Origin of the sequence: Flavobacterium aciduliphilum, from assembly GCF_003268855.1 — a bacterium.
Lineage (GTDB): Bacteria > Bacteroidota > Bacteroidia > Flavobacteriales > Flavobacteriaceae > Flavobacterium > Flavobacterium aciduliphilum.
This window is the reverse complement of sequence record NZ_QLSZ01000006.1, coordinates 82,704-108,612: the sequence shown is the minus strand read 5'-3', so window position 1 is coordinate 108,612 and position 25,909 is coordinate 82,704. Positions and strand designations below refer to the sequence as shown.

Genomic DNA, 25,909 nt, shown 5'->3' with positions numbered 1-25,909 from the left:
TTTTATAAAATTTTCATTTCCATCGTTTTTCTTTTTACATTTGTACTTCTTAAATTTGTAAAAAATCATACGTATATGAAAGTTGCTGTTGTAGGTGCCACCGGAATGGTTGGCGAAGTCATGCTCCAAGTTTTAGCTGAACGAAATTTTCCCGTTACAACGTTAATTCCTGTAGCTTCAGAGAAAACGGTAGGAAAAGAAATCGAATTTAATGGAACAACGTACAAAGTGGTTGGATTACAAACCGCCGTAGACATGCGCCCCGATATTGCATTGTTTTCTGCGGGTGGGCAAACCTCTTTAGATTGGGCACCCAAATTTGCAGCCGTAGGAACCACCGTTATTGATAACTCTTCAGCTTGGCGAATGGACCCTACCAAAAAATTAATCGTTCCAGAAATCAATGCTTCTGAGCTAACTAAAGACGATAAAATTATAGCCAATCCAAATTGTTCTACCATACAAATGGTGATGGTGTTAGCGCCATTACACAAAAAATACCACATCAAACGCGTGATTGTTTCTACCTATCAATCCATTACAGGAACTGGTGTAAAAGCGGTACAACAATTGGAAAATGAATATGCAGGAGTGCAAGGTGACATGGCATACAAATACCAAATCCACCGAAATGCGATTCCACAATGCGATGTGTTTGAAGAAAACGGCTACACCAAAGAAGAAATGAAATTGGTTCGGGAGACACAAAAAATCATCGGAGATAAAAGCATTGCTGTAACGGCAACGGCCATTAGAATTCCTGTTGTAGGTGGACACAGCGAAGCGGTAAACGTAGAATTCGCAAACGATTTCAACCTAAGTGATATCCGAGAACTCTTGCATCATACTGCTGGGGTTGTCGTTCAAGACAATACCGATACATACACCTATCCTATGCCTTTGTTTGCACAAGATAAAGATGATGTTTTTGTAGGGCGTATTCGTCGTGATGAAAGCCAACCTAATTCCTTAAACTTATGGATTGTGGCCGATAATCTTAGAAAAGGAGCGGCTACCAACACCATTCAAATTGCAGAATATTTGGTTGCGAACCACCTCGTATAATACAAACAAACTTATTGAATCCATTTGAGTTAACCTTTCTAAAAGTTTGTTAATTCAAATGGTTTTTCATTTAGGTTAGTTACCTTTGCCTTGATGAAGAAAAAGTACGCCATTCTCAATGTGTTTTTCGGATTGACACTCTTGTTCGCATTAGTGCTTCAATCCTTGCATGCTTTTAATCACTTAGAACAAGAACTTACTTCTAAAGAATGCCATCACAAATATGCTAAAAACAAAACCGAGTTCACTCATGTGCATCACAACAACGAACATTGTTTTGTGTGTGAATTTGCTTTTAGTTCTTCTTTAAAATCAGACTTTTTTGCCTATCCGTTTAAGAACGTAGAAATCCCGATTTCCTATTCTTTTTTCTATTCTAAAGAAATTACACAAACGTTTCAAGGCAGTCTTTTTGCCCTTCGCGCCCCACCACGTTTTATTGTTTAAATCATTTTTTCTGAAGCCTATTCAGAATATTTATTTTTTAACAATATACTCTTTTACAAATGAAATCTTTTTTTCTTGCCCTCATGTTAGGGTTTTCCATATTTGCGTCTGCGCAAAACACACTCGTTGGGACTATTTCTAACCCACAAAACACCCCTTTGTCTGGCGTGACCATTCGCCTTCCAGAGCTTCATAAAGAAACCCTATCTGATGAAAACGGAACCTACACCTTCCGCAATATTCCTAATGGGAGTTTCAAAATCACATGCTCCTATATGGGTTATGAAACCCAAACAAAATCGGTCGAAATCTCACAAAAAGAGACCGTTATGAATATTATTTTGACAGAAACAATACATCAAATGGATGAAGTCATTATTTCAACGGCATTCAACAAATTACAATCGCAAAACGTGATGAAAGTCGAACACCAATCCCTTAAAACACTGGCCCAAAAAGGAACCTCAACCCTAATAGAAGGCTTAGCAACTATCCCTGGAGTTTCTCAAGTTTCTACCGGAACCTCCATTGGGAAACCCGTCATTCGCGGATTGAGCGGCAATCGTGTGTTGGTGTATTCACAAGGCGTTCGATTGGAAAACCAACAATTTGGCGAAGAACACGGTTTGGGATTGAATGATGCCGGAATTGAAAGTGTTGAAGTAATTAAAGGTCCCGCCTCGTTGTTGTATGGTTCTGATGCCTTGGGGGGCGTATTGTATTTCAACCCTGAAAAATTTGCTGCACCCAATACTCTGGAAGGGAACTTCAATCAAAAATTGTTTTCCAACACCAATGGAAGTAGTACTTCTCTTGGCGTTAAAACCTCGTCAGATTCGTTCAAATTTTTAGCACGGGGCAGTTACAATACGCATGCCGATTATAAAATTCCTGACGGAAATAGAGTAACTAATACCCGCTATAATGAATCCGATTTTAAAACGGCTTTGGGTTATTCAAAAGAACGCTTTACGTCTACATTGCGTTATAATTTCAATAAATTGGATTTAGGAATTCCTGAACAAGGTATCGCCGAACAAACCCCTACTCATAAAACAACGTTTCCGAAACAAGCTGTGTATGCTACTATTTTAAGTTGGAACAACACGATTTTCTTTAAAAGATCAAAATTGGATGCCGATTTGGGCTATATTTCCAACAATAGAAGTGAGTTTGAAGACAGTGATGTGGCCAATTTACACATGACATTAAAAACCTACAATTACAATGTCAAGTATTATTTACCCAAAATAGGAAACTTCGAATCGATTGTAGGAACGCAAGGCATGCATCAAACCAATGTGAATACGGGAGAAGAATACCTCATTCCAGATGCCACCACCAACGATTTTGGTGTTTTTGGAACGGTAAATTTCGAGTGGAAGAAAAAGGTGCTTCAAGCTGGAGCGCGATTTGACCACAGAAATGTCACATCAATAGCACACGGAAATTTTGGGGATGAAGGCTATTTTCAAGCTATTGCTAAAAAATTTCAAAGTTTTAATGCTTCATTGGGATTCAAAACCAATATAAAGAAAAACGTCATCTTCCGATTGAATTTCGCCTCAGGATTTCGAGCACCTAACTTAGCAGAGTTAACTTCCAATGGTGTACATGAAGGCAGCAATCGCTATGAGGTGGGAAATGCTGCTTTAAAAAACGAACAGAATTTTCAAACCGATTTGAATTTGGAATACCGAAATCCACATTTTGAATGGTTTGTCAACGGCTTTTACAACACCATCAATCAATACATTTTTATCGCACCCAATGGTATCGTTACCAACGGATTTGACACCTATGTATATACCCAAGCCAATGCGGTTTTATTTGGTGGAGAAGCCGGAATCCATTTTCATCCGCACCCTGTAGATTGGTTGCACATTACGAGTAGTTTTGAACGTGTCACAGGAAAAAAACAAAACGGTGAAAACTTGCCTCTAATCCCTGCCAATAAATGGAACAACTCTATTAAAACCGAATTCAAATCGAGTAAGTACTTAAAAGACCCTTTTGCGCTTTTGAATGTCACCTATACGTTCGACCAAAAGAATCCGAGTCTATTTGAAACCAAATCTAACGATTATACGCTAGTAAATTTGGGCTTTGGTGGAAAAGTAACTTTAGGAAAAACCAGTTTTGATGTGAATTTGAATGCCAATAATCTTTTCAACAAAACGTATATTTCGCATTTGTCCCGTTTAAAAAATGAAGGCATCCCCAATATGGGAAGAACCGTAGTTTTGGGCGTTATTTTAAATATGTAATTCGTTTTGTGATGATTCCTTTAGATTTTTTTATATTTGATAACGATTAAACCCTTTCATCATCGGCTCGAGCATGCCACTAAAAGCAAAAAAAGGAGGGTTGGATAGGATTTTGTGGTTTTTCTGTTTTTTAAATTGTAAAACCAGACGAAAGGATTAGCTACGCTGAATTTCATTTCGCGCGGGAGCGGGGATTCTAATTATATAATAAATTAGTATGTCATCAAAAAAGTATGAAGAAGCTTCCTTAAATTTAATAAAGGCAGCAGATATAGCAATTGAATCAATTAAAAAATTTCCTCCCAAAAAAGAGAGTACGGATTTTTGTAAACATCTTCTAAATTGCTATCATGAAAATAAAATGTTAATAATTAACTCAGAACCAAAATTTAGAAATCTTACCAGTCTTAAATATGATTATGAAGCAATTTTCACACGATTTCAAGAAAGTAATGGCGAAGATGTTGAAGAATTTTGGAGAAGAATAAAAGAAGAGGGGTTGCCTTATAAAAGAGAAAATAAAGTAGCCAAGATTTTAAAACGTCGTAAAATTAACAACGATTTAGAATATAATTTTGTTACCGATGTTATTGTGCCATATCAACAAGAAGGTTTGATAAATGAAGAAGAATCATTTTTATTAAAAAAATATTTAGGAGATTTTGAAATGAAATTTAAAAAATAATAATAATTCTGTGACTAGATATTACCTATCTTTTATATTATTAGCATTTTACTCACTCCCCCGCTAACGCACGAATCCCTAAGCATGGCAATTGTAAACTAGAAGAAAAAGATAATTGCTTTACATTAGGTTGGAGAGAAGAAATTTAGAAAACCATACAAAAGGAGTCATGAGGTAAGAGGAGTCATGCTCATACTAGCAAAGCCTCTTTAATTTTAAGATTAGATTTTAAAACCTGACAAATTTTCGAAACTTGTCAGGTTTTGCTTTTATTTAAAAGCTATTGTCTCCATCTAATAAATTGCCTAAACCGCCCAATAAGCTTCCTTCTTCACGGGAATTCCCTCCTGCTTTTGGGGCTGAAGCAATAATTCGGTCTGCCAATCGGCTAAAGGGCAACGATTGTACATAGACCGTACCAGGACCGCGAAGCGTTGCATAAAACAAGCCTTCGCCGCCAAAAAGAGAATTTTTAATACCTCCTATAAACTCGATGTCGTAATCAACATCTTTGGTAAAACCTACAATGCAACCCGTATCTACTTTTAACACTTCGCCTGCAGCCAATTCTTTTCTGGCTAGAGTACCTCCCGAGTGCACAAAGACCATCCCATCGCCTTCCAATTTTTCCATGATAAAGCCTTCACCTCCAAACAAGCCACGGCCTAACTTTTTAGAAAATTCAATCCCCACAGAAACGCCTTTGGCCGCACACAAGAACGAACTTTTTTGACATATAAATCGGCCGCCAAATTGCGCTAAGTCAATCGCAACGATTTTCCCAGGATAGGGCGCCGCAAAAGACACCTTACTTTTTTTGAAGTTCCTATTTTGATAGGCTGTCATAAACAAACTTTCACCCGTTAAAACCCGTTTTCCAGCAGAGAGTAATTTGCCAAACAAACCGCTTTGTTGTTGGTCGGAGCCATCGCCAAAAATAGTTTCCATTTGAATTCCATCCTCCATCATCATGAAACTACCCGCTTCGGCAATGACAATTTCTTGCGGATCGAGTTCAATTTCTACATATTGCATTTCTTCACCAAAAATTTGGTAATCTATTTCGTGTGCTTGCATGGTAGTACTTTTTTAAATTTGAACTATTAGTTGCCGAAATCAAACGAAAGTTACAAAAACCTCTTGTGAACAATAACAAAATAGAATTGTGCAAAAAAACATACTTAAAAATATGTATTGTTTAAAATATTAATCCTATTTTTACCATATTACTAACTCTAAAAGCAAATTGTTATGAATTCAATGTTTACTAAAATTGTTAGAATACTATTAGGAGTACTACTTGTTTCGTTTGGACTGAACAAACTTTTACCATCACCTTTCATTCCCTTACCTGAACTTTCTCCAAAAGCCGCCGATTTTATGACGTCTTTAGCGAATACGGGGTATGTTTTAAAAACGGTAGGCGTGTTAGAGTTGTCTATTGGTGTCTTATTGTTGCTGAAAAAATGGCTTGCTTTTGCGCTATTGCTCCTAGCACCAATTTCTACGAACATCATTTTATTTCATTTGTTTTTAGATCTCCCTGGAATTGCTGGCGCATTGGTTGTTGCCACGCTCAACGGAATTTTAATCTACAAACATTGGTCGCAATACAAAGGGCTGTTTCTATAGTTTAGGATTAATATTCTATATTGCCCACGTGTTTCATAATTCGTAAAATTTTTCCTTTTCGTCTTTCTATATAGGAAGACGAATTGGAAGCCTTATATTTTCTTGGATTGGGAAGAATGGCTGCAATTCCTGCGGCTTGGTTCTTTGTTAGATGTGCAGCATCGGTATGATACCAATATTGTGCTGCTGCCTCGGCGCCATACACGCCTTCTCCCATTTCTATAGAATTAAGGTATACTTCCATGATGCGTTCTTTACCCCAAATAATTTCGATAAGTGCCGTAAAATAGGCTTCAAGAATTTTTCGAACGTAACTTCTACCTTGCCAAAGAAAGATATTCTTTGCCGTTTGCTGGGAAATGGTACTCCCACCCTTCAATTTTTTTCCCTTAGTGTTATTTTTAAAAGCCTTATACATCGCACTAAAATCAAATCCGTAATGTTTTAGAAATGTACCATCTTCACTTGCAATGACCGCTTTTTGAAGATTGGGAGATATCGATTCTAAAGGCATCCATTCATGACTACAAGTCATTTCTTTTCCATCCATTTTTTGTTCGATGGCCCTTGTAATCATTAGGGGTGTAAAAGGTACTGGCACCCATTTAAAAACCAGAACAGACAAAATTGACAAAGCAAAAAACCACATCATCATTCTTTTAATACTATGAATTATCTTTTGAAAAAACGTGCGGTTTGAATTGGATTTACTTCTAAAATGTATCATACTAATGCTGCTAATTCTTTTCCTATTATACTTCCAATAGCGACACCCATGCCACCCATTCTAACGCCACAATAGACATTTTGTGACAGTTGGGTAACAATTGGTTTTTTGTGGTTTCCTACACCCATAATACCACTCCATCGGTGCTCAATGGCATACGTCTTATTAGGTAAAATGACTTCTTTTAATAAGGTTTCCAATCTATCTTGTATTGGTGCCGTTTGGTTTAACTCTGTTGTAGTTTCTCCTTCAAAATCTAGATTTCGACCCCCGCCCAGTAGGATTCGATTTCCAATATTTCTAAAATAATAATACCCTTTATCTAAATGAAACGTTCCTTTGATATCCAAATCGGGAATCGGTGTCGTAATCAAAACTTGTGCCCGTGCAGGAACCACGGCATTTTGGGTGAGTTGCGAAGCAAATCCGTTGGTTGCAAACAACAGTTTTCCTGATTTAAAACTCACATCTCCCACACAAATGTCCACGGCATCAATTCCATCAACAAATGAGGTCACTTGCATGTGATTAAGCAGTAAAATATCATGAGCGATGGCTTGTTTTAAAAGCGCCTGCATCATATTCCCTGTATCTATTTGCCCTTCAAACGGATTGAAAATCACATATTCTTGAATGTTTTTAAAATCAAAACGATCTATTTCCTTAGAAAAAACATCATTTTTGAATACTGGTTTTAAAATTTCATTAATAAAAGGCAGTTTTTGTACACAATCGTTATAAAAAGTCTCGTCCTCTTTAAGAAACAATTCATACCCACCGTGAGGTTTGAAATCTAACACGTCATCACCAAGACGTTTGCGAAGCAATTGCAATCCCTCCCATCGTTTTTGCACAAGTTGCAGCACTTCTTCTTCCGAATGGGTTTTCAAATCGTCTATAATTTCGGACAAACTCCCAAAACAAGCAAATCCGGCATTTTTAGTACTCGCCCCTTGCGGAAGAATTCCTTGTTCTAGAACTAAAATTTTGGCTTTTGGAAAACGCTCCCGTAAATTAATAGCACAATGAAGTCCGACGATGCCACTTCCAACAACCGTAAAATCGACATTTGAAAACCAATTTTTTATTTCCCAATAGCTTAATTTCATATCTAACGAATTTCGGAACGGAAGCTAATATAGACAAAATTAGGTGTTGCATAAAATATTTTTTACTTTTAACCCTTTATTCATTAAATCCAACTCTGGAGAACCCTGAAAAAATAAAACCAAATGAAAAAAACACTTCTTATAATCGCGTGCACTATGAGTTTACTATCGTCTGCCCAACAAGTATTAACCCCCGAATTGCTATGGAAATTAGGGCGTATCAGTGTGATTGGAATCTCAAAAGACAAAAAAAATATTGTATATAAAGTGGCTACACCTGTAATGGAAGAAAACAAATCGGTGTCAAAATACTATACCATTCCCATAACTGGAGGCGTTGCCACAGAACTTAAAGAAACGAAAGAGCTTGTTACAGATAAAAATGTCTCTCCTGATGGGAAGTATATTTTGTCGAGTCAAGAAGTGAAAACAGAAAAGATTTTGGGAAAAGATTATTATCCCGAATTACAGAAGTCTGATGTTCAAATCTACAACGGATTGGATTATCGTCATTGGGACACTTGGAACAACGGCACACACAATCATGTTTTTTATGCCGAAAACAAAGAAGGTGCTACCCCTATCGACATTATGAAAGGCGAAAACTTTGATGCTCCTCAAAAACCTTTTGGGGGCGATGAAGATTTTATTTGGGCTCCTGATGGGAAAAGCATTATTTATGTATGCAAGAAAAAAGAAGGCACCGCTTATGCTATTTCAACCAATACCAATTTATATCAATATAATTTAGAGACTAAAACTACGATCAACCTGACCGAAGACAACCAAGGATATGATACCAATCCGCAATTTTCTCCATTAGGGGATTTGAGTTGGCTACAAATGAAACGTGACGGCTATGAAGCCGATAAAAATGATATTATCGTTCGCGTTTCCGAATCGCTAAAAATAAATCTTACTGCAAATTGGGATGGTTCAGTCGAGAGTTTTACTTGGAGTAAAGATGGAAAAAAAGTCTATTTTATTGCGGCAGTTGACGGAACACAACAATTGTTTGAAGTCAATTATCCAGGATTATCCAAAATTGCCATTACAGTAAAACAAGTAACATCGGGTGATTTTGACGTGCATGACATTGTCGATATTACAGGAAATACGGCTATTTTGACTCGCACCGATATGAATCATGCCCTTGAAATTTTCTCTGTTGATTTGAAGAAAAATACGTGGACGCAATTAACGAAAGTGAACGATGAAAGCTATAGCAAATTGGCTTTACCTAAATACGAAAGAAGATATGTTACTACAACCGATGGTAAAAAAATGTTGGCTTGGGTCATTCTTCCTCCAAATTTTGATAAAACTAAAAAATATCCTACTTTGTTATATTGTCAAGGAGGACCGCAATCACCTTTAACGCAATTCTATTCTTTTCGTTGGAATTTCTCTTTAATGGCCTCACAAGGATATGTTGTAGTGGCACCAAACCGTCGAGGCATGTATGGACACGGTCAAGAGTGGAATGAACAAATCTCGAAAGATTGGGGGGGTCAAGTAATGAAAGATTACCTTGCAGCAATTGATGATGTGGCAAAAGAAAGCTATGTAGACAAAACCCGTCTAGGGTGTGTGGGAGCGAGCTATGGAGGCTATTCGGTTTTTTATTTAGCAGGTATTCACAACAATCGTTTTAAAACGTTTATTGCGCACGATGGCGTCTTTAACACACAAAGTATGTTTGGCACCACTGAAGAAGTGTTTTTTAATTATTGGGATTTTGGAGGTGCTTATTGGGAAAAAGATAATGCAGTAGCTCAAAAAGCCTACACTAAATTCAATCCAATTACCCTTGTAGAGAAATGGAACACACCTATTCTAATTATTCAAGGGGGTATTGACTTTCGCGTTCCTATCGGACAAGGACAAGAAGCGTTTCAAGCAGCGCAATTGCGTGGCATCAAATCGAGATTTTTATATTTCCCTGAAGAAAATCATTGGGTGCTTAAACCACAAAACGGAATGGTTTGGCAAAGAGAATTTTACAAATGGTTGAAAGAGACCTTATAAATTACACAAACACAAACCCTGCTTCTTCAAGCAGGGTTTTTTTATGTCTTTTTAAAAATTCAATATTGAAGTTATAATTTGAGTACTCTACTTTTTTTAATCGTAAGCATGTTTTTTTCCATTTGTCCTTATCAATAAATCATTTCTTGCTGATGAATTTTATAAAAGATGTACATGTTTTATAAAAAAGATATATATCTTTTGTTAGAAAGATGTACATGTTTTTGTATAAAGATATACATCTTTTAATATATTTGTAAGGAACAAATAATTTTATCAACCTGATAAACTATAAAAGTATGCCTGTAAAATTTAAAATGGTACCTAAAAAGAATGTTTTAGTCCATCCGCCAGAAATTAAGTACTATCCATGTGCAGTGAGTCAAGGTGAAGTAGATCTTGATGATTTAGCAGAGGTGGTAGCTTCACGCTCCACTGTTAGTAGAGCTGATTGCTATGGGGTAATTTATGGATTAACTCAAGTGATTGGAGAGATGCTTAGTGATGGAAAAATTGTGAAAATTGATGCTTTGGGCTCTTTAAAATTGACTTTACAAGGCACACCAGCCGATTCGGAAGCTGAGCTTGGAAAATCAAATATTAAAAAGGTAAATGTGATTTACAAACCCGCCAAGGAACTTAAAAACAAATTGAAACGGATTACTTTTAAACGTATTAGATAGAGGGCTTTTGAGATGATTTATCCAAAATTCATTAGTGTGATATTGTTTATCCCCCTGTTTTTAAATAAAAAAGCTTTATCAAAATTCAAGACTTTGACAAAGCTTTTTTATTATTATGGAAAGAACGATGTTTTTACTTTGTGTGAGTAACATGTGAAAGTCCTCCTCCGTCGGAATAGCAACCGTAGGCTTTACTTCACCATAGGAAATCCTTTGCTACGCATCAAGGCATCTACTTTGGCATCTCTTCCTCTAAAGGAACGGTACGCAACACCTTGATCGGTGGTATTTCCAGAACTAAATACGTATTTCAATAGGCGTTTAGCCACTTCTTTATCATAAGGCCCTTTGGCTTCCGTAAACGCTTCATAGGCATCGGCACAAATGACATCGGCCCACAAATAGCTGTAATACCCTGCGGAGTATTCATCACTTGAGAATATATGTCCAAATTGAGGGGTGCGATGACGCATGACGATTTCAGACGGCATATTTAATTCGGCCAACGTAGTTCTTTCAAAGGCATCTGGATCAATGGTTTTAGTGCCTTCCGTGTGTAATTTCATATCAATTAAAGCACTCGAAATCAATTCTACTGTATTGAACCCTGCATTGAAATGAGACGCTTTCTGAATTTTATCTAACAACGCTTGCGGCATAGGTTCGCCTGTTTTATAATGCAATGCATAATTTTTTAGCACCTCTAGAGTGGACAACCAATTTTCTAAAATTTGTGAAGGGAATTCCACATAATCACGAGCCACATTGGTTCCTGCTAAAGTTGGATAATTTACATTAGAACATAATCCGTGAAGGGCATGGCCAAATTCGTGAAACAACGTACTGGCATCATCCCAAGAAATCAATACGGGTTCTCCTGGCGCTCCTTTGATGAAATTGGAATTATTGGAAACTATTGTAGGAACAACTCCATTAAAACGTTCCTGTGTTCGGTACTCGTTCATCCAAGCTCCTGAACGTTTTCCTTTTCGGGCATAAGGATCAAAATACCACAACCCAACTAATGTATTGGTCGATTTATTTAATACCTCATAAACTGTTACATCTTCTTGATATACTGGAACGTCATTTACTTGAACAAACTTTAAGTCGAACAATTCCCCTGCAACCCAAAACATTCCTTCACGCAATTTGTCCAATTGTAAATATTGTTTAACTTCATTTTGATCTAGGTCGTATTTTGCCTTACGCACTTTTTCTGCATAATAGCGATAATCCCAAGGTTGTATTTTAAACTCTCCTTTTTCTTCTTCTACAATTTTTTGCATATCAGCCACCTCAACTTTGACTTGTGCTACAGCGGGTTTCCAAATATCTAGCATCAATTTCATGGCATGTTCAGGGTCTTTTGCCATAGTATTGGATAATTTCCAATGGGCATGAGAAGCAAATCCCATCAATTTGGCTCTATCGGCGCGAAGTTTAAGAATTTGAGTGATGATGGCGTTATTGTCTTGGGCATTGCCGTTATCTCCACGATTGACAAACATACGCCATACTTTTTCTCTTAGCGTTCTGTTGCTAGAATACGTTAAAAACGGTTCTACTGAAGAACGGGTGTTGGCCACCGCACCTAAAGAGCTCAATTTATGATCTTGCGCATTGATTTTAGCCGCACTTCTCAACTCTTCTGGCAGTCCTTCAAAATCGGCTTCTGTTTTTAATTCGACATACTGGTTATTTTCTTCTGAAAGTAAATTTTGACTAAACTTCGTATACAATCCAGCCAATTGTTGGTTGAGTGCGCTCACTTTCGTTTTCGTTTTAGCATCTAGTTTAGCTCCAGCATAGACAAAATTATCATAGACTACTTTTACCAAACGTTTTTGTTCCTTTGTCAACTTAGATTTCTCTTTCGAGAGATGCACTGCTTGTATTCTTTGAAATAATTTAGTGTTTTGTGTGATTTTATCTGAAACTGCAGCCAATTTCGGTTCCATTTCGGCTTCTATGGGTTCAAATTCAGGGCTATTCATATTAGAACTGTAAATACCATATACCGTGTAGACTCTCGAAAGCGTTTTCCCTACTTTCTCCAAAGCCGCAATGGTATTTTGAAATGTAGCTGGTTTTGAATTGTTGGCAATCGCCTCAACTTCCTTCAACTTCTCTTGCATAGCCGTCTCAAGAGCAGGCTTAAAATCAGAAATTTTATATTCATTAAAGGCAGGTACGCCTCCATAATTCCCTTTCCACTCATTGAGCAAAGGGTTTTTATTTTGTGCATTCATTGTAAAAACTGTTGAACTAATCAAAATGGTTTTAATAATTGTTTTCATACATTGTCATTTGCTAACAAATATAAGTAAAAGTTCTCAGTCACAGTTTTAGTATTCGGTATTTGTGAATTGACCTATTTAAAAATTCAATATCTTTGGGGATTAGGTAAAATAAAAAGCAAATGTTTCAAAATAAAAAAGACATTGTATATGTAATTCTTGCAGGTATTTTCATCACAAATGCCGTGGTAGCAGAATTGATAGGTGGAAAATTAATCAATGTATTTGGGGTGCCTATGAGCGTCGGAATCTTACCTTGGCCCATTGTCTTTGTGAGCACCGATTTAATCAACGAATATTTTGGTGAAAAAGGGGTTCGAAAACTATCTTTAATCACAGCGAGTCTCATTACCTATACTTTTGTCCTCTTGTTTATAGCCATGCGAATTCCGGCGATGAAAGGAGATAAACTGGTAACTGACGCTCAATTTAATGGTGTTTTTGGTCAAAGTATGTGGATTATTGTTGGAAGTATCACCGCTTTTTTAGTATCGCAATTAATTGACGTTACGATTTTTCATTTTGTAAAAAATAAAACTGGTGGCAAAATGATATGGTTACGCAGTACGGGTTCTACGGTCATTTCGCAATTATTTGATAGCTTTATTGTGTTGGGCATTGCCTTTTGGATGACCGGAAAAATGACCACTGAAGTTTTTTTGGCATCTGCAGTGACAGGGTATTTGGTAAAAATGAGTATCGCAATTTTATTGACTCCTCTCATTTATTTAGGACATTCACTTATTGAAAAATATATTTATGGAAAATAAAACACGTTGTGCATGGTGCGAAAAAGACGATTTATATCGCGATTATCATGATTATGAATGGGGAAAACCTGTATATGATGATGCCAAACTCTTTGAATTTTTAATTCTTGAAACCTTTCAAGCAGGTTTAAGTTGGTATACCATTCTGAAAAAAAGAGAACATTTTAGAGTGGCTTTTGACAACTTTGATTATAAAAAAGTAGCTAATTATGGTGAGGTAAAAGTTCAAGAATTGCTTCAAAACGCAGGAATTATTAGAAATCAATTAAAAATTAGAGGCACCATTTCTAATGCTATTGCGTTCATGAAGGTACAAGAAGAATTTGGTAGTTTTTCAAAATACATTTGGAAATTTACCAACGGGAAACCAATCGAAAATAATAGAAAATCGTTGCATGAAATTCCAGCAACGACCCCACTATCTGATATGATTAGTAAAGATTTAAAGAAACGTGGGTTTAAATTTGTGGGTTCTACCGTTGTTTATGCTCATATGCAAGCCACCGGAATGGTGAACGATCATGTGGCAGATTGTTGGACTCAGGTCTAATCCTCAGTTTTCAGTAGCAGTTTTCAGTCATAGTTGAAGAAGAATAGTCTGTGTAAATAAAATTAATTCAATTTTGAGATGGATTATAAAGATTTATTAGCCTACCAAAAAGCATTCAAATTGGCAATGCAAGTGTTTGAATTGTCTAAAAATTTCCTTTTGAAGAAAAATACTCATTAACTGATTAAATAAGACGTTCTTCCAGAAGTGTTTGTACAAATATGGCAGAAGCTTACAGAAAAAGACGATATGTGAATCACTTTATTAGCAAGTTAACTGATTGCGACGGAGAAAATTCTGAAACCATCGTTTGGTTAGATTTTGCTTTGGAATGTAAGTATATATCTGAAGAAGATTTTACAATTTTAACTTCACAAGGAATTGAAATCGGAAAACTAATCAACTATATGATTAATAATCCTGATAAATTTGGTTGCAAAATATAATCTAGGTAATATAAGTTTAATGCAACTGAAAACTGTGACTGCGAATCAAACCTATCTCTTCAAAATCATCATGAAGGTCTCTCTGGAAATTTCAAAGGCGCCTAATCTTTCCAAATGATCGTTATGTACTTGGCAATCGAGTAACTTATAATGATTCGTTTGCAAATATGCTACTAGTTTGACAAATGCTACTTTGCTGGCATTGGGGACTTTAGAGAACATACTTTCTCCACAAAATACATGTCCTAAATCGACCCCATACAGTCCGCCAACTAATTCATTATTTTGCCATACTTCAAAAGACATGGCTTTTCCGAGTTGGTGTAATTTGGTGTAAGAATCTATGATATCATTGGTAATCCAAGTCCCTTCTTGTCCTTTTCTACTAATTTGCTGGCAATTTTTGATGACTGCTTCAAAATCTTTATTAATCGTAACTTCAAATATATTTCTATTAATGATGTTTCGTAAACTTTTGGAAACTTTATAATCATGAGGATTGACCACCATTCGTTCTGAAGGCGCCCACCAAAGAATAGGTTCGTCATCATTAAACCATGGGAATATTCCGTTTTGATACGCTAACAATAAGCGTTCTTCGGATAAATCACCACCAATGGCCAAAACCCCTTCATAGGATGCTTCTTCAACGGGAGGAAAATAAAGTTCTTTTGTTAGAAAATACATCTTTGAGAAAATAGAATATAGAGCACAGAATATAGAGCCAAAAAAAATGAAAGTCATTCTAAACATTTAACCTAAGTTAACATTCAGAATGACAGTCTGTTTTCTATACTCTTTATTCTTTCCTCTTTTTTAGAAAGGCAAATCGTCGTGTTCTTCTTCTTTAAAATCAGTAGCAGGCGCAAAAGCTTCTGCAGAAGGGATAGGTGGCATTTGTTGCGTCATATCTGCCCCTGATGCTAGTTTTTCAATACGCCATCCTTGAATGGAATTGAAATATTTAGTTTCTCCTTGTGGATTTACCCATTCTCTTCCTCTCAAATTGATAGACACTTTTACGGCATCCCCAGGGTTATAATTATTTAACAAATCACATTTATCTTGCGTAAATTCAATCATAATGTGTTGTGGATACTGCTCTTCTGTAGTTACCACTAATTCTCTTTTTCTAAATGTAGCACTTACTTGTTGGGCAGCATTTATCACTTTTACTTTTCCTGAAACTTCCATAATCTTGTTATTTATTTTTTTGCTAAAAGCACTTTCCAAGCGGTTAGCACTTCATTTTTATCTAAAAATTCTTTTGCAAATTGGTGTTTTTTTAAATCGTCGTCAGCGCTTAACACCGCTTTGATTTCGAAATTTTGTTTTACAAATATAGTAATTTCTTCTTCTGTGGGCAATGCTTCCACATTTCCTAATTTTCCTAAGTCATTTCCATTAAAAACGCGACTCTCTTTGATGAAATCTGGAATAGCATCTACACCAATTCCAAGTGTAGCCAAAGGTTTTTCTACTTCAAACAAACCTGCATTGGCTCTGGAATACCAATTGCCTCCAAGACGTGAAACTAAATCTATTTTAACAGGATCAATCACTCCGTTTGCATCCAACACAGCTTCATTGATATGTATTTTTACTACCTCACAAATAATCATATTCCCTGCTCCGCCCTCAGTTCCGAGTGGAATGATTTCATTGACTTTACATTCAAATTGCACTGGACTTTCTGCCACACGGTAGGGTTTTACAACATCGGAAGGTATTGCTGTTAAACCTGATTTTTCAAATTCATTTATGCCTTCTGGATATTCTGTACTTGATAAGGACATTTGTTGCACCATAGCGTAATTCACCACATTAATAACAACTTGCTTAGTGTCTTGGCAATTTACTAACGTATGTTTTATAGAATTATCTCGTACTCTTCGCGCTGGTGAAAAAACCAAAATAGGGGGATTGGAACTAAAAATATTAAAAAAACTAAACGGCGACAAATTGGGTTTTCCATTTTTATCCATGGTACTTGCAAAGGCAATCGGTCGTGGAGCAATAGCGCTTTGCAAATAGCCTTGTAGTTTTACAGGTGAAAGTTCTTTTGGATTGAGCGTAATCATATAAAATAGAATTTGCACAAAGATAAGAATTCGATAGCAATGGCAATTTCAAAAATCAATTTCAATTTTGAAAAAAATTAGTACTTTTAAACAAATTTTTATACATGCAGTTCTACGAAAGAAGAAGCGTTACGCGTTGGGTCATCATCATCACATCTTTTGTGATTGTTTCTCTTATTTTATGGAATACGTATTCTTTTTTTCAAATTTTTAAAGAGGAAGAACGTGTCAAAATGCAACATTGGGCTTTGGCACAAAAAACCGTTAACAATGCCGATTTGAACACCGACTTAGAATTGCCTTTTCAAATTATTCAAACGGCCACTATCCCAATTATTGTTACCGAAAAAGATTCCATCATTAATACTTTAAACATTGAAGATAATATTTTAAAGAACAAAGTGAAATTGCATGATTTCCTTCAAAAACTAAAAAGTCAAAACGACCCCATTGTCATGAAAATTACAGAGGGGAAAACGCATAATTTATATTATGGTGATTCGTCTCTTCTGAACAAATTAAAATATTATCCGATAGCGCTTTTATTAATTATATTCCTTTTCGGGGCCTTAGTTTACCATTATTACAAGAGTACAAAAATGGCCACTCAAAATAAGCTTTGGGCAGGAATGGCAAAGGAAACGGCACATCAAATTGGAACCCCGTTATCCTCACTCCTCGGCTGGCTAGAGATTATGAAAGCCGATCATGTGGACGAAACCACTGTGAATGAAATCGAAAAAGACATCAATAGGCTACAAATTATTGCCAATCGTTTTTCAAAAATTGGTTCGGAACCTATTTTGGAAGATAAAGATATTATTGACGAAACCCATCGCACATTTGATTATTTAAAATCTCGTTTCTCTCATCAAGTCGACTTTAATTTTATCGCTCCATCAGAACCGATTATCGTTTCTATGAATCCTGAATTACACAGCTGGACCATTGAAAACTTAATGAAAAATGCCATTGATGCGATGAAAGGAAAAGGAGCTTTAAAACTTGCCATTGAGAATGATGGCCAACACATCAAAATCAATGTAAGCGATACAGGCAAAGGGATTCCAAAAAATCAATTTACACGCGTTTTTGAACCTGGTTTTACCACAAAAAAACGTGGATGGGGATTGGGGTTATCGCTCACTAAAAGAATAGTGGAAGAATACCACAAAGGAAAAATAAAAGTACTTCATTCAGAACTTGGAAAGGGTACCACAATGCAGATTTTGTATACTAAAATCAAATAAAAAATCCCGAAATCGGGATTTTTTATTATAATTGGTCACGTATGGCTTTTGCTAACGCTTCAAATTCTTCTTTGCTAAGCGATACTTTATTTTGAAAACGCATTTCGCTCATTTCATTTAGAGGAATAAGGTGTACATGCGCATGAGGCACCTCTAAACCGATTACTGCCATACCAATCCGTTTGCATGGAATGGTTTTTTCTAATGCATGAGCGATTTTTTTTGAAAAAGCCATCAATCCGAGATACAAATCCTCATCCATATCAAAAATTTTGTCAATCTCTTGTTTTGGAATACACAAGGTATGCCCTTTAGCATTGGGATTGACATCTAAAAAAGCTAAATAATTTTCATCTTCGGCAATTTTATAACAAGGGATTTCTCCGTTTACTATTTTTGTAAAAATACTGGCCATATTTAGTCGCGTGAAATTTCCAATACTTCAAACTTTAACACACCGTTTGGGACTGTAATTTCGGCTATTTCTCCAACAGATTTACCAAGTAATCCTTTTCCTATAGGCGAGGTTACAGATATTTTACCCGATTTTAAATCGGCTTCACTTTCGGCAACCAAAGTATATTTTAATTCCATACCATTGGCTTGATTTTTTATTTTAACGTTTGATAACACCAAGGCTTTCGACACATCGAGTTGCGATTCGTCAATTAATCTGGCATTAGCATACAAATCCTCCATTTTAGAAATCTTCATTTCTAACAATCCTTGTGCTTCTTTTGCGGCATCATATTCTGCATTTTCAGACAAATCACCTTTATCTCTAGCTTCAGCTATAGCTTGTGAAGCTTTTGGACGTTCCACACTTTTTAAATATTCTAACTCTTCTTTTAATTTTTTTAAACCTTCTGCTGTGTAATAAGATACAGTACTCATAGTTTCACTTCTTTATTTCTGTTCTCTAAAATTTGAACCGTTCAATTTCTATTATTTATATATTTTCTTCTTCATTATAAAAACGGAAAAAATCCCATCGCAACGGGATTTCGCTTTCAAAGATATATTATATTTATAATTTTGGTATCTTTGTGTAAATGATTCACAAATTTATATAATTTAATTTTGGTTATACAACCTTTTGTTCTTTTTTTTCTATGAAAACAACCCTTTTTTTATTTTTTTCAATAGTACTTCTTCTTGGATGTTCCAAAGACAAGTTTAATAACAACAATCCTTTTTTACCAAACTATGCTTTTTCCATAGATTTGAATACTAGTTTACCTTCATACACCAACTTAAAATATGCTGGGAATTCAATAAAAGCCTATCCAACAAATGGCCCCGCAAAAGGCATTATTGTTTTTAACACGGGTAGTTCAATTGTTGCTTATGATGGCTCTTGCCCAAATCAAAACATTACCAGTTGTTCTGGCCTTAGCATAGGAGGTTCCAATGCCTCTTGCCCTTGCGGAAATGAAAACTACAGTCTTTTTACGGGTCAAGCGCCTGGAAAAGAATATCCATTGAAACCGTATCGCGTTGATGTAAACGGAGATGTAATACGAGTTTATAACTAACAAAAGAGCCAAGTCAGAATTTCTAACTTGGCTCTATTTATGAGATAACTTTATTTTAAAACTTCAAAGTCGCTCCGACCAAGAAATTTCTTGTGGCTTGAGGATAATACCCAGCGCCTTCAACAGTGGTTACCGTTGAGGGATTTGACCAAGTATCATCATAGGTATAAAAATACCCGTTTGACACATATTTTTTGTTCAAAACATTATTAATCAATCCTGAAAACAGAATGGATTTTATTCCTTTATTGATTTTCCACAAATAAGTCACATTGAAATCATGATTGTTATAGGCGTTCAAAATTGACTTTTCAGAATCGATGTTTCCCATGTATTGTTTTCCAACAAATTTGCTCATCAAAGACACGTTAAAATCTTTAATTGGAGAATAGGTAATTGCATTTCCAATAATTACTTTTGGAGAAAAGGCAATAGTTGTATTCCCTAAATTTTGTAGCACCCCATCTTTTTGAAAGTAAAAGTCTTTATTTTTATTTTCACTCAACGTGATGTTAGGTCTAATCACCCACTTAGAAGCCAATTTCACGACAGATTCCAACTCAATCCCCATACGATAACTGGCTCCACTGTTGGTAAATATTGGAGATCCTACATCGTTAAGTGCTCCAGTCATCACCAATTGGTTCTTATAATTTATATAAAACGTATTTAAATTAACCCACACATTTTTAGAATTATATTTCCAACCCAATTCGTAATCGTACAATCGTTCGGGTTTTATGCTTGCGTTTTCATAATCTTCTCTCCTAGGCTCTTTGTTGGCAATACCCGCATAAGTATATAGTGCGTTGTTGTCATTAATTTGGAAATTCACTCCCACTTTCGGATTAAAAAATCGGAAGACATCATTAACATCACTAAAGTTTACACTATTGGCTTTATAATACACCAAACGATATTGCACATCTGTATAAATATTAAATTTTCCTATTGCTTTAGAAACTTTTGAGTAAACGTTTACATCATCTTTATTTCCGAAATTATCATAATAATGATTAGGTGTTGGTGTGTAATATTGTGTCCAAATTACTTCCCCATAATGTTTCCCTAAATATCGATTTGCAGCACCTCCAAGTAGAAAATCAACCGTTTCATTTTTATATTTCAATGAAAAGGTCGTTCCAAAAAAGCCATTATCCAGCCATTTTTTTCTGATAATATCGGCCGTTGTATTGCCTTGAAAATTGGGTAAATAATAATTTGAAAGCGTTTCACCCGATTTGTATTCCTCATAGTATCCTTTACCTAAAGTATAATGTAGAGCTATATTAGACGACCATTTTTCTGACCATTTTTCTGACCAATGCAATTGAAAATGATTTTGCCAATAATTGTCGGTTTGATTTTTGTAGAATTGCATGTTCCCATTGCTGTCGTAATACATTCCCGCTGGGTTGAATGTTCTATTGTTTTCCAACATATCTGGATCTTCTAATCCATACCACGCCTGATATGTTTTCTCCTTTCCACCAAAAAATATGGCTTTGATTTGGGTTGATTTGGTTACATAATTAGCATTAAAAAAATACCCAAACATGTTTGTTGAAGCTCTGTCAATATATCCATTGGAAGCAATTTGAGACAAGCGTCCATTCAACTCAAAGTGATCATGTAATCCAGTTCCAAATGCAAACGTATGTTTCCTTGTGGCATAACTCCCCACAGAATTAGCAATTTCGGCATACGATTTTTCTTGAAACGATTTGGTTTGCATATTTAAACTTGCTCCAAAGGCACCCGCACCATTAGTTGAAGTTCCGACACCTCTTTGCAATTGCACGCTTTCTAAAGAAGAGGCAAAATCAGGTAAATCTACAAAATAGGTTCCATGGCTTTCGCTGTCGTTGAACGGAATTCCATTTAAGGTTACGTTAATTCGTGAGCCATCCGCTCCACGTACCCTCATGTATGTATAACCTACACCATTTCCTGCATCTGAAGTAGTCACAACAGAAGGCAGATAATTTAACAAAACGGGGATGTCTTGCCCTAAATTTCTAGGTGCAAGTTCCTCTTTGGTCACGTTGGTATACGTTACAGGATTCTTCTTTGTAGCACGTACCGACGACACAATAACTTCTTGTAATTTAGTTACATCTGTAGTATCTTTAGCTTTTTCTTGAGCAAAGGAACTAAAAAAAGAAAAAAGACCTATCATAAAAAACAGCTTTGATAGCCCATTTTTTTCGTAAGTTTTGCTTTTGTCAAAGCCATTTGATTTGAATAAAATTTCCATTCGTAAAAGGTGTTACGAATAAAAAGAGGTAATTATTCTTGGTTAAAAATAAAATGTTTGTTTCCTGTGACAAAGGTCAGCGTGCACTCTGTTTTGTCACTTTTCCCTAAACAGCATTACCTGTTCTAGGTTCATTGGGTATAATCTCAGCTCGTTATTTAGAGCACCCCTTTTGAGACGATGCAAAAATAGTAAATAAATTATATTTTACACACAATAAAAAAGGAACAACTTTTTGCTGTTCCTTTTAAATTTATTTTTTATTAAACTTTACTTTTGAGGAATTTCCGTCATCAGAGATAAAATTTATTATATATGTTCCTGACGACAAGTTTGATACATCAAGGGTTTGTACTCCATAATATAACTTTATTTTATCTTTGACTATCTTACCATTCAAATCATAAAGCTCAAGGTTCGTGCTTTTTAAAACATCGAGTTCTAAAGCGTCAACCACTTGTGTAGATTTTATTATCACACCATATGTTTGTAATTGTTCTATATCATGTACTGAAAGTCCTGGATCGTAACGATAGGTAAAATCTATGGTATTGCCTGACGGATTTCCTACTTGATAAAATCTAAAATTATAGTCTCTAGGAAAGACTCCAGCACTTGCATTAGTATTAAGAAAATGATCAAAATTTCCATTTGTACCATTTGCTGCAATTACCACAGGATTTGTTGGATAGGATGTTCCTTCCTCTACAAAAGATAAACATTCAGGTCCAAAACACAATTCAAAACCTGTACCATCATTGTTTAATAAAGAAACGCAACTCACTTTTACACTGACTGATGAAGCCGAGTTATTTTTTATATAAAAATCCAACTCATTATCTGGAAATGTAGTTGTATTAAAGGCAACCACTTGTCCATTCAAGATAGGAGTCATGTCGTGTTTGTACATTGAAATTTGAGCAAAATTTAAAGCGGTACAAAAAAACGCTGCGATAAACACAAATTGTTTCATAATTATTTTATAATGATTTTTTGCGATTCTTCTATTCCATTTTCACCTTTCATTTTTGCTATATAAACTCCTTTTTCTAATGAAGTTAAATTGATCTGAGATTCATTTTGAACTTGATTTGCCACATAAACCACTTTACCTGTCACATCAACAATTTGAATAGCTACAGGAACTTCTGTTTGAATTTTTATAATTCCTGTTGAAGGGTTTGGATAAATTTTATACTTTGTTTCTCCAACTACTTGATGTGTTGCTAAAGCTTCTGTAGCTACTTTTGCTTGCATTATTGCTTTTGTAGTAGCATTTTGAATAAAAACCACAACATCTAAATCTGTCATATCTTCGATATGTAACCCTGTTAAAGTCGCTTGAAAGGTATTGGAAGTTGGCACATCATGTACAAAACTCACTGCGGTTCCATTGGCATCAGGAAGCATTTTCATCATTACATTATGAAACTCAGTTTCCCCATTTGTGGTAGCATTACCAGTTGTCATTTTTTCTACTACAGCTACATGAATTTTATAATCACCCGTAATATAAGGAGTTGTGTTTACTTGTACCGTTATATCATTTCCTGTCATCGATTTTGTCGCATCAATTGAAAAATAAGCTGGAACAGCCTCTGCAGCGGTTAAATCAGTTTCTAAATCTGGGATACTAAAATTCGTACCATCTTTAGAATCCACAAACAAAGTTGGTGCTGCAGAAACACCGTAATACGACACTCTTGTTCCTACTTCAGCCGTGTAGTATGGATCTCCTGTACTAGGCCAATTCACTTGATAAGAAATGAGAGCAAACTCACTTGAATGATTGGTTAGAAACGGATTAAAATAGGTTCCGTTAAAGGTTCCACAAGGATTACAAGTAGAGCTTGAAAATTTTTCGTAAAGTGGAAATCTTGTAGTTGCATTACTTGCTACAGAAACTGATTTTGTAATTTGGTCATTAGTAGCATCTGCATCAACACTTCCATTATTGATATTAGAAACCCAAACTTTAACAGAATACAACCCTGGAGTAGCATTCCAAACACTGTTGTGTGTAAAATTATATACTGTTCCCGGATCAATTGTTAATCCTGTTAATGACTGCGTATAAACTGTCCCAGAATCTACTTGCCAATTTACATCGAGTGATGTTATAGCTGTTAATCCACTATTTTTAATTACTCCTGAAATCTGAGTATTTCCAGAAGGTACAATGGAGTTAATATTAAATGCATTCATTTCTGCATCTAAATTTGGAATTTGTTCTACGACAATTTCATCAATAAAAATATTATTTCCATAGGCGGATGTACCCAATAAATTGACATATCCTGTTCCTGTTAAAGTTCCCGATATATTGAAGGTGTAATTGTACCACCCATCGCTACTTACAATGGGAGCAAGGTCTTTAGAACGGTTTACAGTTCCCAACAAGGTTCCACCAGCAGCATTTGTCGTATTGTAATATAATTTTACGTTATCTGCATCGGTTGGGTATCCCGAATCCCTATACATTTTAAATTTTACTCGGTAAGTTGCACCTGCAAAGGTAATTGCTGGTGAAGTTAATCTTCCTGTGCTACCACTCGGAATATTATATGAGTTGAAACGAACCATTCCAGCTCCAGCATATGGCGAACAAGAAGGTGCCCCTCCAGTAGTTCGTCTCGCCCAGGCACTTACAGTAGTCCCTGAATCATTTGTTACTGTGGTTGACGTCCAACCCAATGCGGTATCAAAATTTTGAGAAGCCACAACTTGTGCTTTCCCTAAAAAAGTCACCAATAGCATTGCAAAAAGTAAAGTAATTTTCTTCATTCTAAGTTAAATTTTGGTTTGTTTGTAGTTAATTGTAGCAATAATATGACTTTTTTTTAACATTTAAGCATATTTACTGTTTTTTTTATACTTTTGCATAAGTAATGGGGATGTAGCTCAGTTGGCTAGAGTGCTTGACTGGCAGTCAAGAGGTCGTGGGTTCGAGCCCCATCTTCTCCACCAAAATTAAACCTCAATCCTAATAAAAACAAGGGTTGAGGTTTTTTTGAATTCTCTTTCTACGTGCTTTTAAAGTGATTGACGCATTTCGGAAAAAAATAGTTAGCATGTCTTAAATTCTGACGTTTTTTGTTATTCTTTCACAAAGAAAACCATTGAACTTAATTCAAAAAAATTGAATAGTTTATTTTCTTCCTGAGACAAATTCGATATTTCGCTTTAGTCCTTCAAATTTTGTTCGTTTTATTGCAGAATCTTTAAATGTTTTGGAAAAAACTTCTTCGGTTATGTCAAGCCAATCTTTTTTTGAATAAGAAAACCAATCCTGATTTGGCAAAAATCTAGGTTCTTGATGTGGTAGCGAAAAAGAATTCCATGGACAGACATCCTGACAAACATCGCATCCAAAAATCCAGTCGTCAAATTTTCCTTTCATTTCCTTTGGCAAATTATCTTTTAACTCGATGGTAAAATAAGAAATACATTTACTCCCATCAACAACATAAGGAGATACAATGGCTTGTGTGGGACACGAATCAATACAAGCGGTACAAGAACCACAATGATCCGAGGCGGGAGAATCATATTGTAATGCAACATCTAAAATTATTTCAGCAATAAAATAAAAAGAACCTACTTTTTTGGTAATTAAATTACTGTTTTTTCCAACCCAACCTAGACCACTTTTCGCTGCCCATGCTTTCTCTAATACCGGTGCCGAATCAACAAAAGCACGTCCATTTATTGCCCCAATAGTATTTTGAAGAGTGTCTAAAAACTCTTTTAATTTATCTTTTATGACATGATGATAATCCTCTCCATATGCATATTTTGAAATTTTGAACGACTCTTTAGAAGCCACCTCGGAAGGATAATAGTTGTACAATAAAGAAATGACACTTTTAGCATCATCAACCAATAATGTTGGGTCTAATCGCTTGTCAAAATTTCGTTCTAAATAACTCATTTGACCCTGCATTTCCTGTTTAAGAAAATTTTCCAAACGAGGCGCTTCCTCTTCTAGAAATCCTGCTTTTGATATCCCACAAGAAATAAAGCCGAGGCGTTTGGCTTCGGCTTTTATTAGTGCTGTATGTTTTTCTTCTCTCATGA

Annotated in this window: 25 protein-coding genes and 1 tRNA gene; 13 read left to right on the top strand and 13 right to left on the bottom strand. The window is 35.6% G+C overall.

Features of this window, described 5'->3' with window-relative positions; genetic code table 11:
• The first annotated feature begins 75 nt into the window (after nt 1-75).
• The 4 genes from CLV55_RS07910 (at nt 76) to CLV55_RS07895 (ending at nt 4,464) form a co-directional block, all read left to right on the top strand.
• Nucleotides 76-1,065, top strand: a complete 990-nt coding sequence (locus tag CLV55_RS07910; RefSeq protein ID WP_112113214.1) for an aspartate-semialdehyde dehydrogenase — start codon at nt 76-78, stop codon at nt 1,063-1,065.
• 93 nt (nt 1,066-1,158) lie between these two features.
• Nucleotides 1,159-1,512 (top strand): hypothetical protein, encoded by a 354-nt coding sequence (locus tag CLV55_RS07905; RefSeq protein WP_112113213.1) that lies wholly within the window; start codon nt 1,159-1,161, stop codon nt 1,510-1,512.
• Nucleotides 1,513-1,571: 59 nt separating this feature from the next.
• Entirely contained in the window at nt 1,572-3,779 is a 2,208-nt protein-coding gene (locus tag CLV55_RS07900; protein ID WP_112113212.1) for a TonB-dependent receptor, read from the top strand.
• A gap of 217 nt (nt 3,780-3,996) precedes the next feature.
• Nucleotides 3,997-4,464, top strand: a complete 468-nt coding sequence (locus CLV55_RS07895; protein ID WP_112113211.1) for a hypothetical protein — start codon at nt 3,997-3,999, stop codon at nt 4,462-4,464.
• A gap of 273 nt (nt 4,465-4,737) precedes the next feature.
• On the opposite strand, the gene CLV55_RS07890 is transcribed toward CLV55_RS07895, so the two are convergent.
• A complete protein-coding gene (locus CLV55_RS07890) occupies nt 4,738-5,541 on the bottom strand; it encodes a TIGR00266 family protein (RefSeq protein ID WP_112113210.1) in 804 nt (267 codons plus the stop codon).
• Between the two features lie 174 nt (nt 5,542-5,715).
• On the opposite strand from CLV55_RS07890, the gene CLV55_RS07885 reads away from it, so the two are divergent.
• Entirely contained in the window at nt 5,716-6,096 is a 381-nt protein-coding gene (locus CLV55_RS07885; protein WP_112113209.1) for a DoxX protein, read from the top strand.
• Between the two features lie 7 nt (nt 6,097-6,103).
• On the opposite strand, the gene mtgA is transcribed toward CLV55_RS07885, so the two are convergent.
• Together mtgA and CLV55_RS07875 are read right to left on the bottom strand one after the other, a co-directional pair.
• A complete protein-coding gene (mtgA, locus tag CLV55_RS07880) occupies nt 6,104-6,823 on the bottom strand; it encodes a monofunctional biosynthetic peptidoglycan transglycosylase (RefSeq protein WP_112113208.1) in 720 nt (239 codons plus the stop codon).
• Nucleotides 6,820-7,932, bottom strand: a complete 1,113-nt coding sequence (locus CLV55_RS07875; protein WP_112113207.1) for an NAD(P)/FAD-dependent oxidoreductase — start codon at nt 7,930-7,932, stop codon at nt 6,820-6,822. The genes mtgA and CLV55_RS07875 overlap by 4 nt, the downstream gene beginning before the upstream one ends.
• 123 nt (nt 7,933-8,055) lie before the next feature.
• Here CLV55_RS07875 and CLV55_RS07870 point away from each other — a divergent pair, with 123 nt between their 5' ends.
• Both CLV55_RS07870 and CLV55_RS07865 read left to right on the top strand, forming a co-directional pair.
• A complete protein-coding gene (locus CLV55_RS07870; RefSeq protein WP_112113206.1) occupies nt 8,056-9,960 on the top strand; it encodes a S9 family peptidase in 1,905 nt (634 codons plus the stop codon).
• Between the two features lie 299 nt (nt 9,961-10,259).
• The gene (locus CLV55_RS07865) at nt 10,260-10,643 is read left to right on the top strand and encodes an HU family DNA-binding protein (RefSeq protein ID WP_112113205.1); all 384 of its coding nucleotides are present in this window, start codon (nt 10,260-10,262) and stop codon (nt 10,641-10,643) included.
• Between the two features lie 191 nt (nt 10,644-10,834).
• Here CLV55_RS07865 and CLV55_RS07860 read toward each other — a convergent pair whose 3' ends face one another.
• Complete coding sequence (locus CLV55_RS07860; RefSeq protein ID WP_112113204.1) at nt 10,835-12,943, bottom strand: M3 family metallopeptidase; 2,109 nt, start codon at nt 12,941-12,943, stop codon at nt 10,835-10,837.
• 122 nt (nt 12,944-13,065) lie between these two features.
• Here CLV55_RS07860 and CLV55_RS07855 point away from each other — a divergent pair, with 122 nt between their 5' ends.
• The 3 genes from CLV55_RS07855 (at nt 13,066) to CLV55_RS13095 (ending at nt 14,709) form a co-directional block, all read left to right on the top strand.
• Nucleotides 13,066-13,713 (top strand): queuosine precursor transporter, encoded by a 648-nt coding sequence (locus CLV55_RS07855; RefSeq protein ID WP_112113203.1) that lies wholly within the window; start codon nt 13,066-13,068, stop codon nt 13,711-13,713.
• Nucleotides 13,703-14,263 carry a DNA-3-methyladenine glycosylase I gene (locus tag CLV55_RS07850; protein WP_112113202.1) on the top strand — a complete coding sequence of 187 codons (561 nt, stop codon included), beginning with the start codon at nt 13,703-13,705 and terminating at the stop codon, nt 14,261-14,263. Before CLV55_RS07855 ends, CLV55_RS07850 begins: the two co-directional genes overlap by 11 nt.
• A 221-nt stretch (nt 14,264-14,484) precedes the next feature.
• Nucleotides 14,485-14,709, top strand: a complete 225-nt coding sequence (locus CLV55_RS13095; protein WP_394338240.1) for a four helix bundle protein — start codon at nt 14,485-14,487, stop codon at nt 14,707-14,709.
• Between the two features lie 51 nt (nt 14,710-14,760).
• On the opposite strand, the gene aat is transcribed toward CLV55_RS13095, so the two are convergent.
• The 3 genes from aat to CLV55_RS07830 form a co-directional block, all read right to left on the bottom strand.
• Nucleotides 14,761-15,396 (bottom strand): leucyl/phenylalanyl-tRNA--protein transferase, encoded by a 636-nt coding sequence (gene aat / locus CLV55_RS07840; protein WP_112113201.1) that lies wholly within the window; start codon nt 15,394-15,396, stop codon nt 14,761-14,763.
• Nucleotides 15,397-15,525: 129 nt separating this feature from the next.
• On the bottom strand, nt 15,526-15,903 hold the full coding sequence (locus tag CLV55_RS07835) for a DUF3127 domain-containing protein (RefSeq protein WP_112113291.1): 378 nt from the start codon (nt 15,901-15,903) through the stop codon (nt 15,526-15,528).
• Between the two features lie 11 nt (nt 15,904-15,914).
• Nucleotides 15,915-16,790, bottom strand: coding sequence for a flavin reductase family protein (locus CLV55_RS07830; protein ID WP_112113200.1), 876 nt, complete (start codon nt 16,788-16,790; stop codon nt 15,915-15,917).
• A gap of 104 nt (nt 16,791-16,894) precedes the next feature.
• Here CLV55_RS07830 and CLV55_RS07825 point away from each other — a divergent pair, with 104 nt between their 5' ends.
• Entirely contained in the window at nt 16,895-18,040 is a 1,146-nt protein-coding gene (locus CLV55_RS07825; RefSeq protein ID WP_112113199.1) for a sensor histidine kinase, read from the top strand.
• 25 nt (nt 18,041-18,065) lie between these two features.
• Here the strand turns inward: CLV55_RS07825 and CLV55_RS07820 are convergent, their stop codons facing one another.
• Nucleotides 18,066-18,455: an HIT family protein gene (locus tag CLV55_RS07820; RefSeq protein WP_112113198.1), complete on the bottom strand. Its 390-nt coding sequence runs from the start codon at nt 18,453-18,455 to the stop codon at nt 18,066-18,068.
• A 2-nt stretch (nt 18,456-18,457) separates the two neighbouring features.
• The gene (greA, locus tag CLV55_RS07815) at nt 18,458-18,934 is read right to left on the bottom strand and encodes a transcription elongation factor GreA (protein ID WP_112113197.1); all 477 of its coding nucleotides are present in this window, start codon (nt 18,932-18,934) and stop codon (nt 18,458-18,460) included.
• Nucleotides 18,935-19,152: 218 nt separating this feature from the next.
• On the opposite strand from greA, the gene CLV55_RS07810 reads away from it, so the two are divergent.
• On the top strand, nt 19,153-19,575 hold the full coding sequence (locus tag CLV55_RS07810) for a Rieske (2Fe-2S) protein (RefSeq protein ID WP_112113196.1): 423 nt from the start codon (nt 19,153-19,155) through the stop codon (nt 19,573-19,575).
• A 55-nt stretch (nt 19,576-19,630) separates the two neighbouring features.
• Here CLV55_RS07810 and CLV55_RS07805 read toward each other — a convergent pair whose 3' ends face one another.
• The 3 genes from CLV55_RS07805 to CLV55_RS07795 all read right to left on the bottom strand — a co-directional run bounded on the left by CLV55_RS07805 (nt 19,631) and on the right by CLV55_RS07795 (nt 24,616).
• Entirely contained in the window at nt 19,631-21,832 is a 2,202-nt protein-coding gene (locus tag CLV55_RS07805; protein ID WP_112113195.1) for a TonB-dependent receptor, read from the bottom strand.
• A 253-nt stretch (nt 21,833-22,085) separates the two neighbouring features.
• A complete protein-coding gene (locus CLV55_RS07800) occupies nt 22,086-22,805 on the bottom strand; it encodes a T9SS type A sorting domain-containing protein (protein WP_112113194.1) in 720 nt (239 codons plus the stop codon).
• A gap of 2 nt (nt 22,806-22,807) precedes the next feature.
• A complete protein-coding gene (locus tag CLV55_RS07795; RefSeq protein ID WP_112113193.1) occupies nt 22,808-24,616 on the bottom strand; it encodes a T9SS type A sorting domain-containing protein in 1,809 nt (602 codons plus the stop codon).
• A gap of 106 nt (nt 24,617-24,722) precedes the next feature.
• Between CLV55_RS07795 and CLV55_RS07790 the strand changes: the two genes are divergently transcribed.
• Nucleotides 24,723-24,799, top strand: a tRNA-Ala gene (locus CLV55_RS07790).
• Nucleotides 24,800-24,980: 181 nt separating this feature from the next.
• On the opposite strand, the gene queG is transcribed toward CLV55_RS07790, so the two are convergent.
• Entirely contained in the window at nt 24,981-25,907 is a 927-nt protein-coding gene (gene queG / locus CLV55_RS07785) for a tRNA epoxyqueuosine(34) reductase QueG (RefSeq protein ID WP_112113192.1), read from the bottom strand.
• Between the last annotated feature and the right edge of the window lie 2 nt (nt 25,908-25,909).

Coding starts and splice junctions, on each gene's coding strand:
- CLV55_RS07910 (WP_112113214.1), top strand. CDS start 76: ATGAAAGTTGCTGTTGTAGGTGCCACCGGAATGGTTGGCGAAGTCATG.
- CLV55_RS07905 (WP_112113213.1), top strand. CDS start 1,159: ATGAAGAAAAAGTACGCCATTCTCAATGTGTTTTTCGGATTGACACTC.
- CLV55_RS07900 (WP_112113212.1), top strand. CDS start 1,572: ATGAAATCTTTTTTTCTTGCCCTCATGTTAGGGTTTTCCATATTTGCG.
- CLV55_RS07895 (WP_112113211.1), top strand. CDS start 3,997: ATGTCATCAAAAAAGTATGAAGAAGCTTCCTTAAATTTAATAAAGGCA.
- CLV55_RS07890 (WP_112113210.1), bottom strand. CDS start 5,541: ATGCAAGCACACGAAATAGATTACCAAATTTTTGGTGAAGAAATGCAA.
- CLV55_RS07885 (WP_112113209.1), top strand. CDS start 5,716: ATGAATTCAATGTTTACTAAAATTGTTAGAATACTATTAGGAGTACTA.
- mtgA (WP_112113208.1), bottom strand. CDS start 6,823: ATGATACATTTTAGAAGTAAATCCAATTCAAACCGCACGTTTTTTCAA.
- CLV55_RS07875 (WP_112113207.1), bottom strand. CDS start 7,932: ATGAAATTAAGCTATTGGGAAATAAAAAATTGGTTTTCAAATGTCGAT.
- CLV55_RS07870 (WP_112113206.1), top strand. CDS start 8,056: ATGAAAAAAACACTTCTTATAATCGCGTGCACTATGAGTTTACTATCG.
- CLV55_RS07865 (WP_112113205.1), top strand. CDS start 10,260: ATGCCTGTAAAATTTAAAATGGTACCTAAAAAGAATGTTTTAGTCCAT.
- CLV55_RS07860 (WP_112113204.1), bottom strand. CDS start 12,943: ATGAAAACAATTATTAAAACCATTTTGATTAGTTCAACAGTTTTTACA.
- CLV55_RS07855 (WP_112113203.1), top strand. CDS start 13,066: ATGTTTCAAAATAAAAAAGACATTGTATATGTAATTCTTGCAGGTATT.
- CLV55_RS07850 (WP_112113202.1), top strand. CDS start 13,703: ATGGAAAATAAAACACGTTGTGCATGGTGCGAAAAAGACGATTTATAT.
- CLV55_RS13095 (WP_394338240.1), top strand. CDS start 14,485: ATGGCAGAAGCTTACAGAAAAAGACGATATGTGAATCACTTTATTAGC.
- aat (WP_112113201.1), bottom strand. CDS start 15,396: ATGTATTTTCTAACAAAAGAACTTTATTTTCCTCCCGTTGAAGAAGCA.
- CLV55_RS07835 (WP_112113291.1), bottom strand. CDS start 15,903: ATGGAAGTTTCAGGAAAAGTAAAAGTGATAAATGCTGCCCAACAAGTA.
- CLV55_RS07830 (WP_112113200.1), bottom strand. CDS start 16,790: ATGATTACGCTCAATCCAAAAGAACTTTCACCTGTAAAACTACAAGGC.
- CLV55_RS07825 (WP_112113199.1), top strand. CDS start 16,895: ATGCAGTTCTACGAAAGAAGAAGCGTTACGCGTTGGGTCATCATCATC.
- CLV55_RS07820 (WP_112113198.1), bottom strand. CDS start 18,455: ATGGCCAGTATTTTTACAAAAATAGTAAACGGAGAAATCCCTTGTTAT.
- greA (WP_112113197.1), bottom strand. CDS start 18,934: ATGAGTACTGTATCTTATTACACAGCAGAAGGTTTAAAAAAATTAAAA.
- CLV55_RS07810 (WP_112113196.1), top strand. CDS start 19,153: ATGAAAACAACCCTTTTTTTATTTTTTTCAATAGTACTTCTTCTTGGA.
- CLV55_RS07805 (WP_112113195.1), bottom strand. CDS start 21,832: ATGGAAATTTTATTCAAATCAAATGGCTTTGACAAAAGCAAAACTTAC.
- CLV55_RS07800 (WP_112113194.1), bottom strand. CDS start 22,805: ATGAAACAATTTGTGTTTATCGCAGCGTTTTTTTGTACCGCTTTAAAT.
- CLV55_RS07795 (WP_112113193.1), bottom strand. CDS start 24,616: ATGAAGAAAATTACTTTACTTTTTGCAATGCTATTGGTGACTTTTTTA.
- queG (WP_112113192.1), bottom strand. CDS start 25,907: ATGAGAGAAGAAAAACATACAGCACTAATAAAAGCCGAAGCCAAACGC.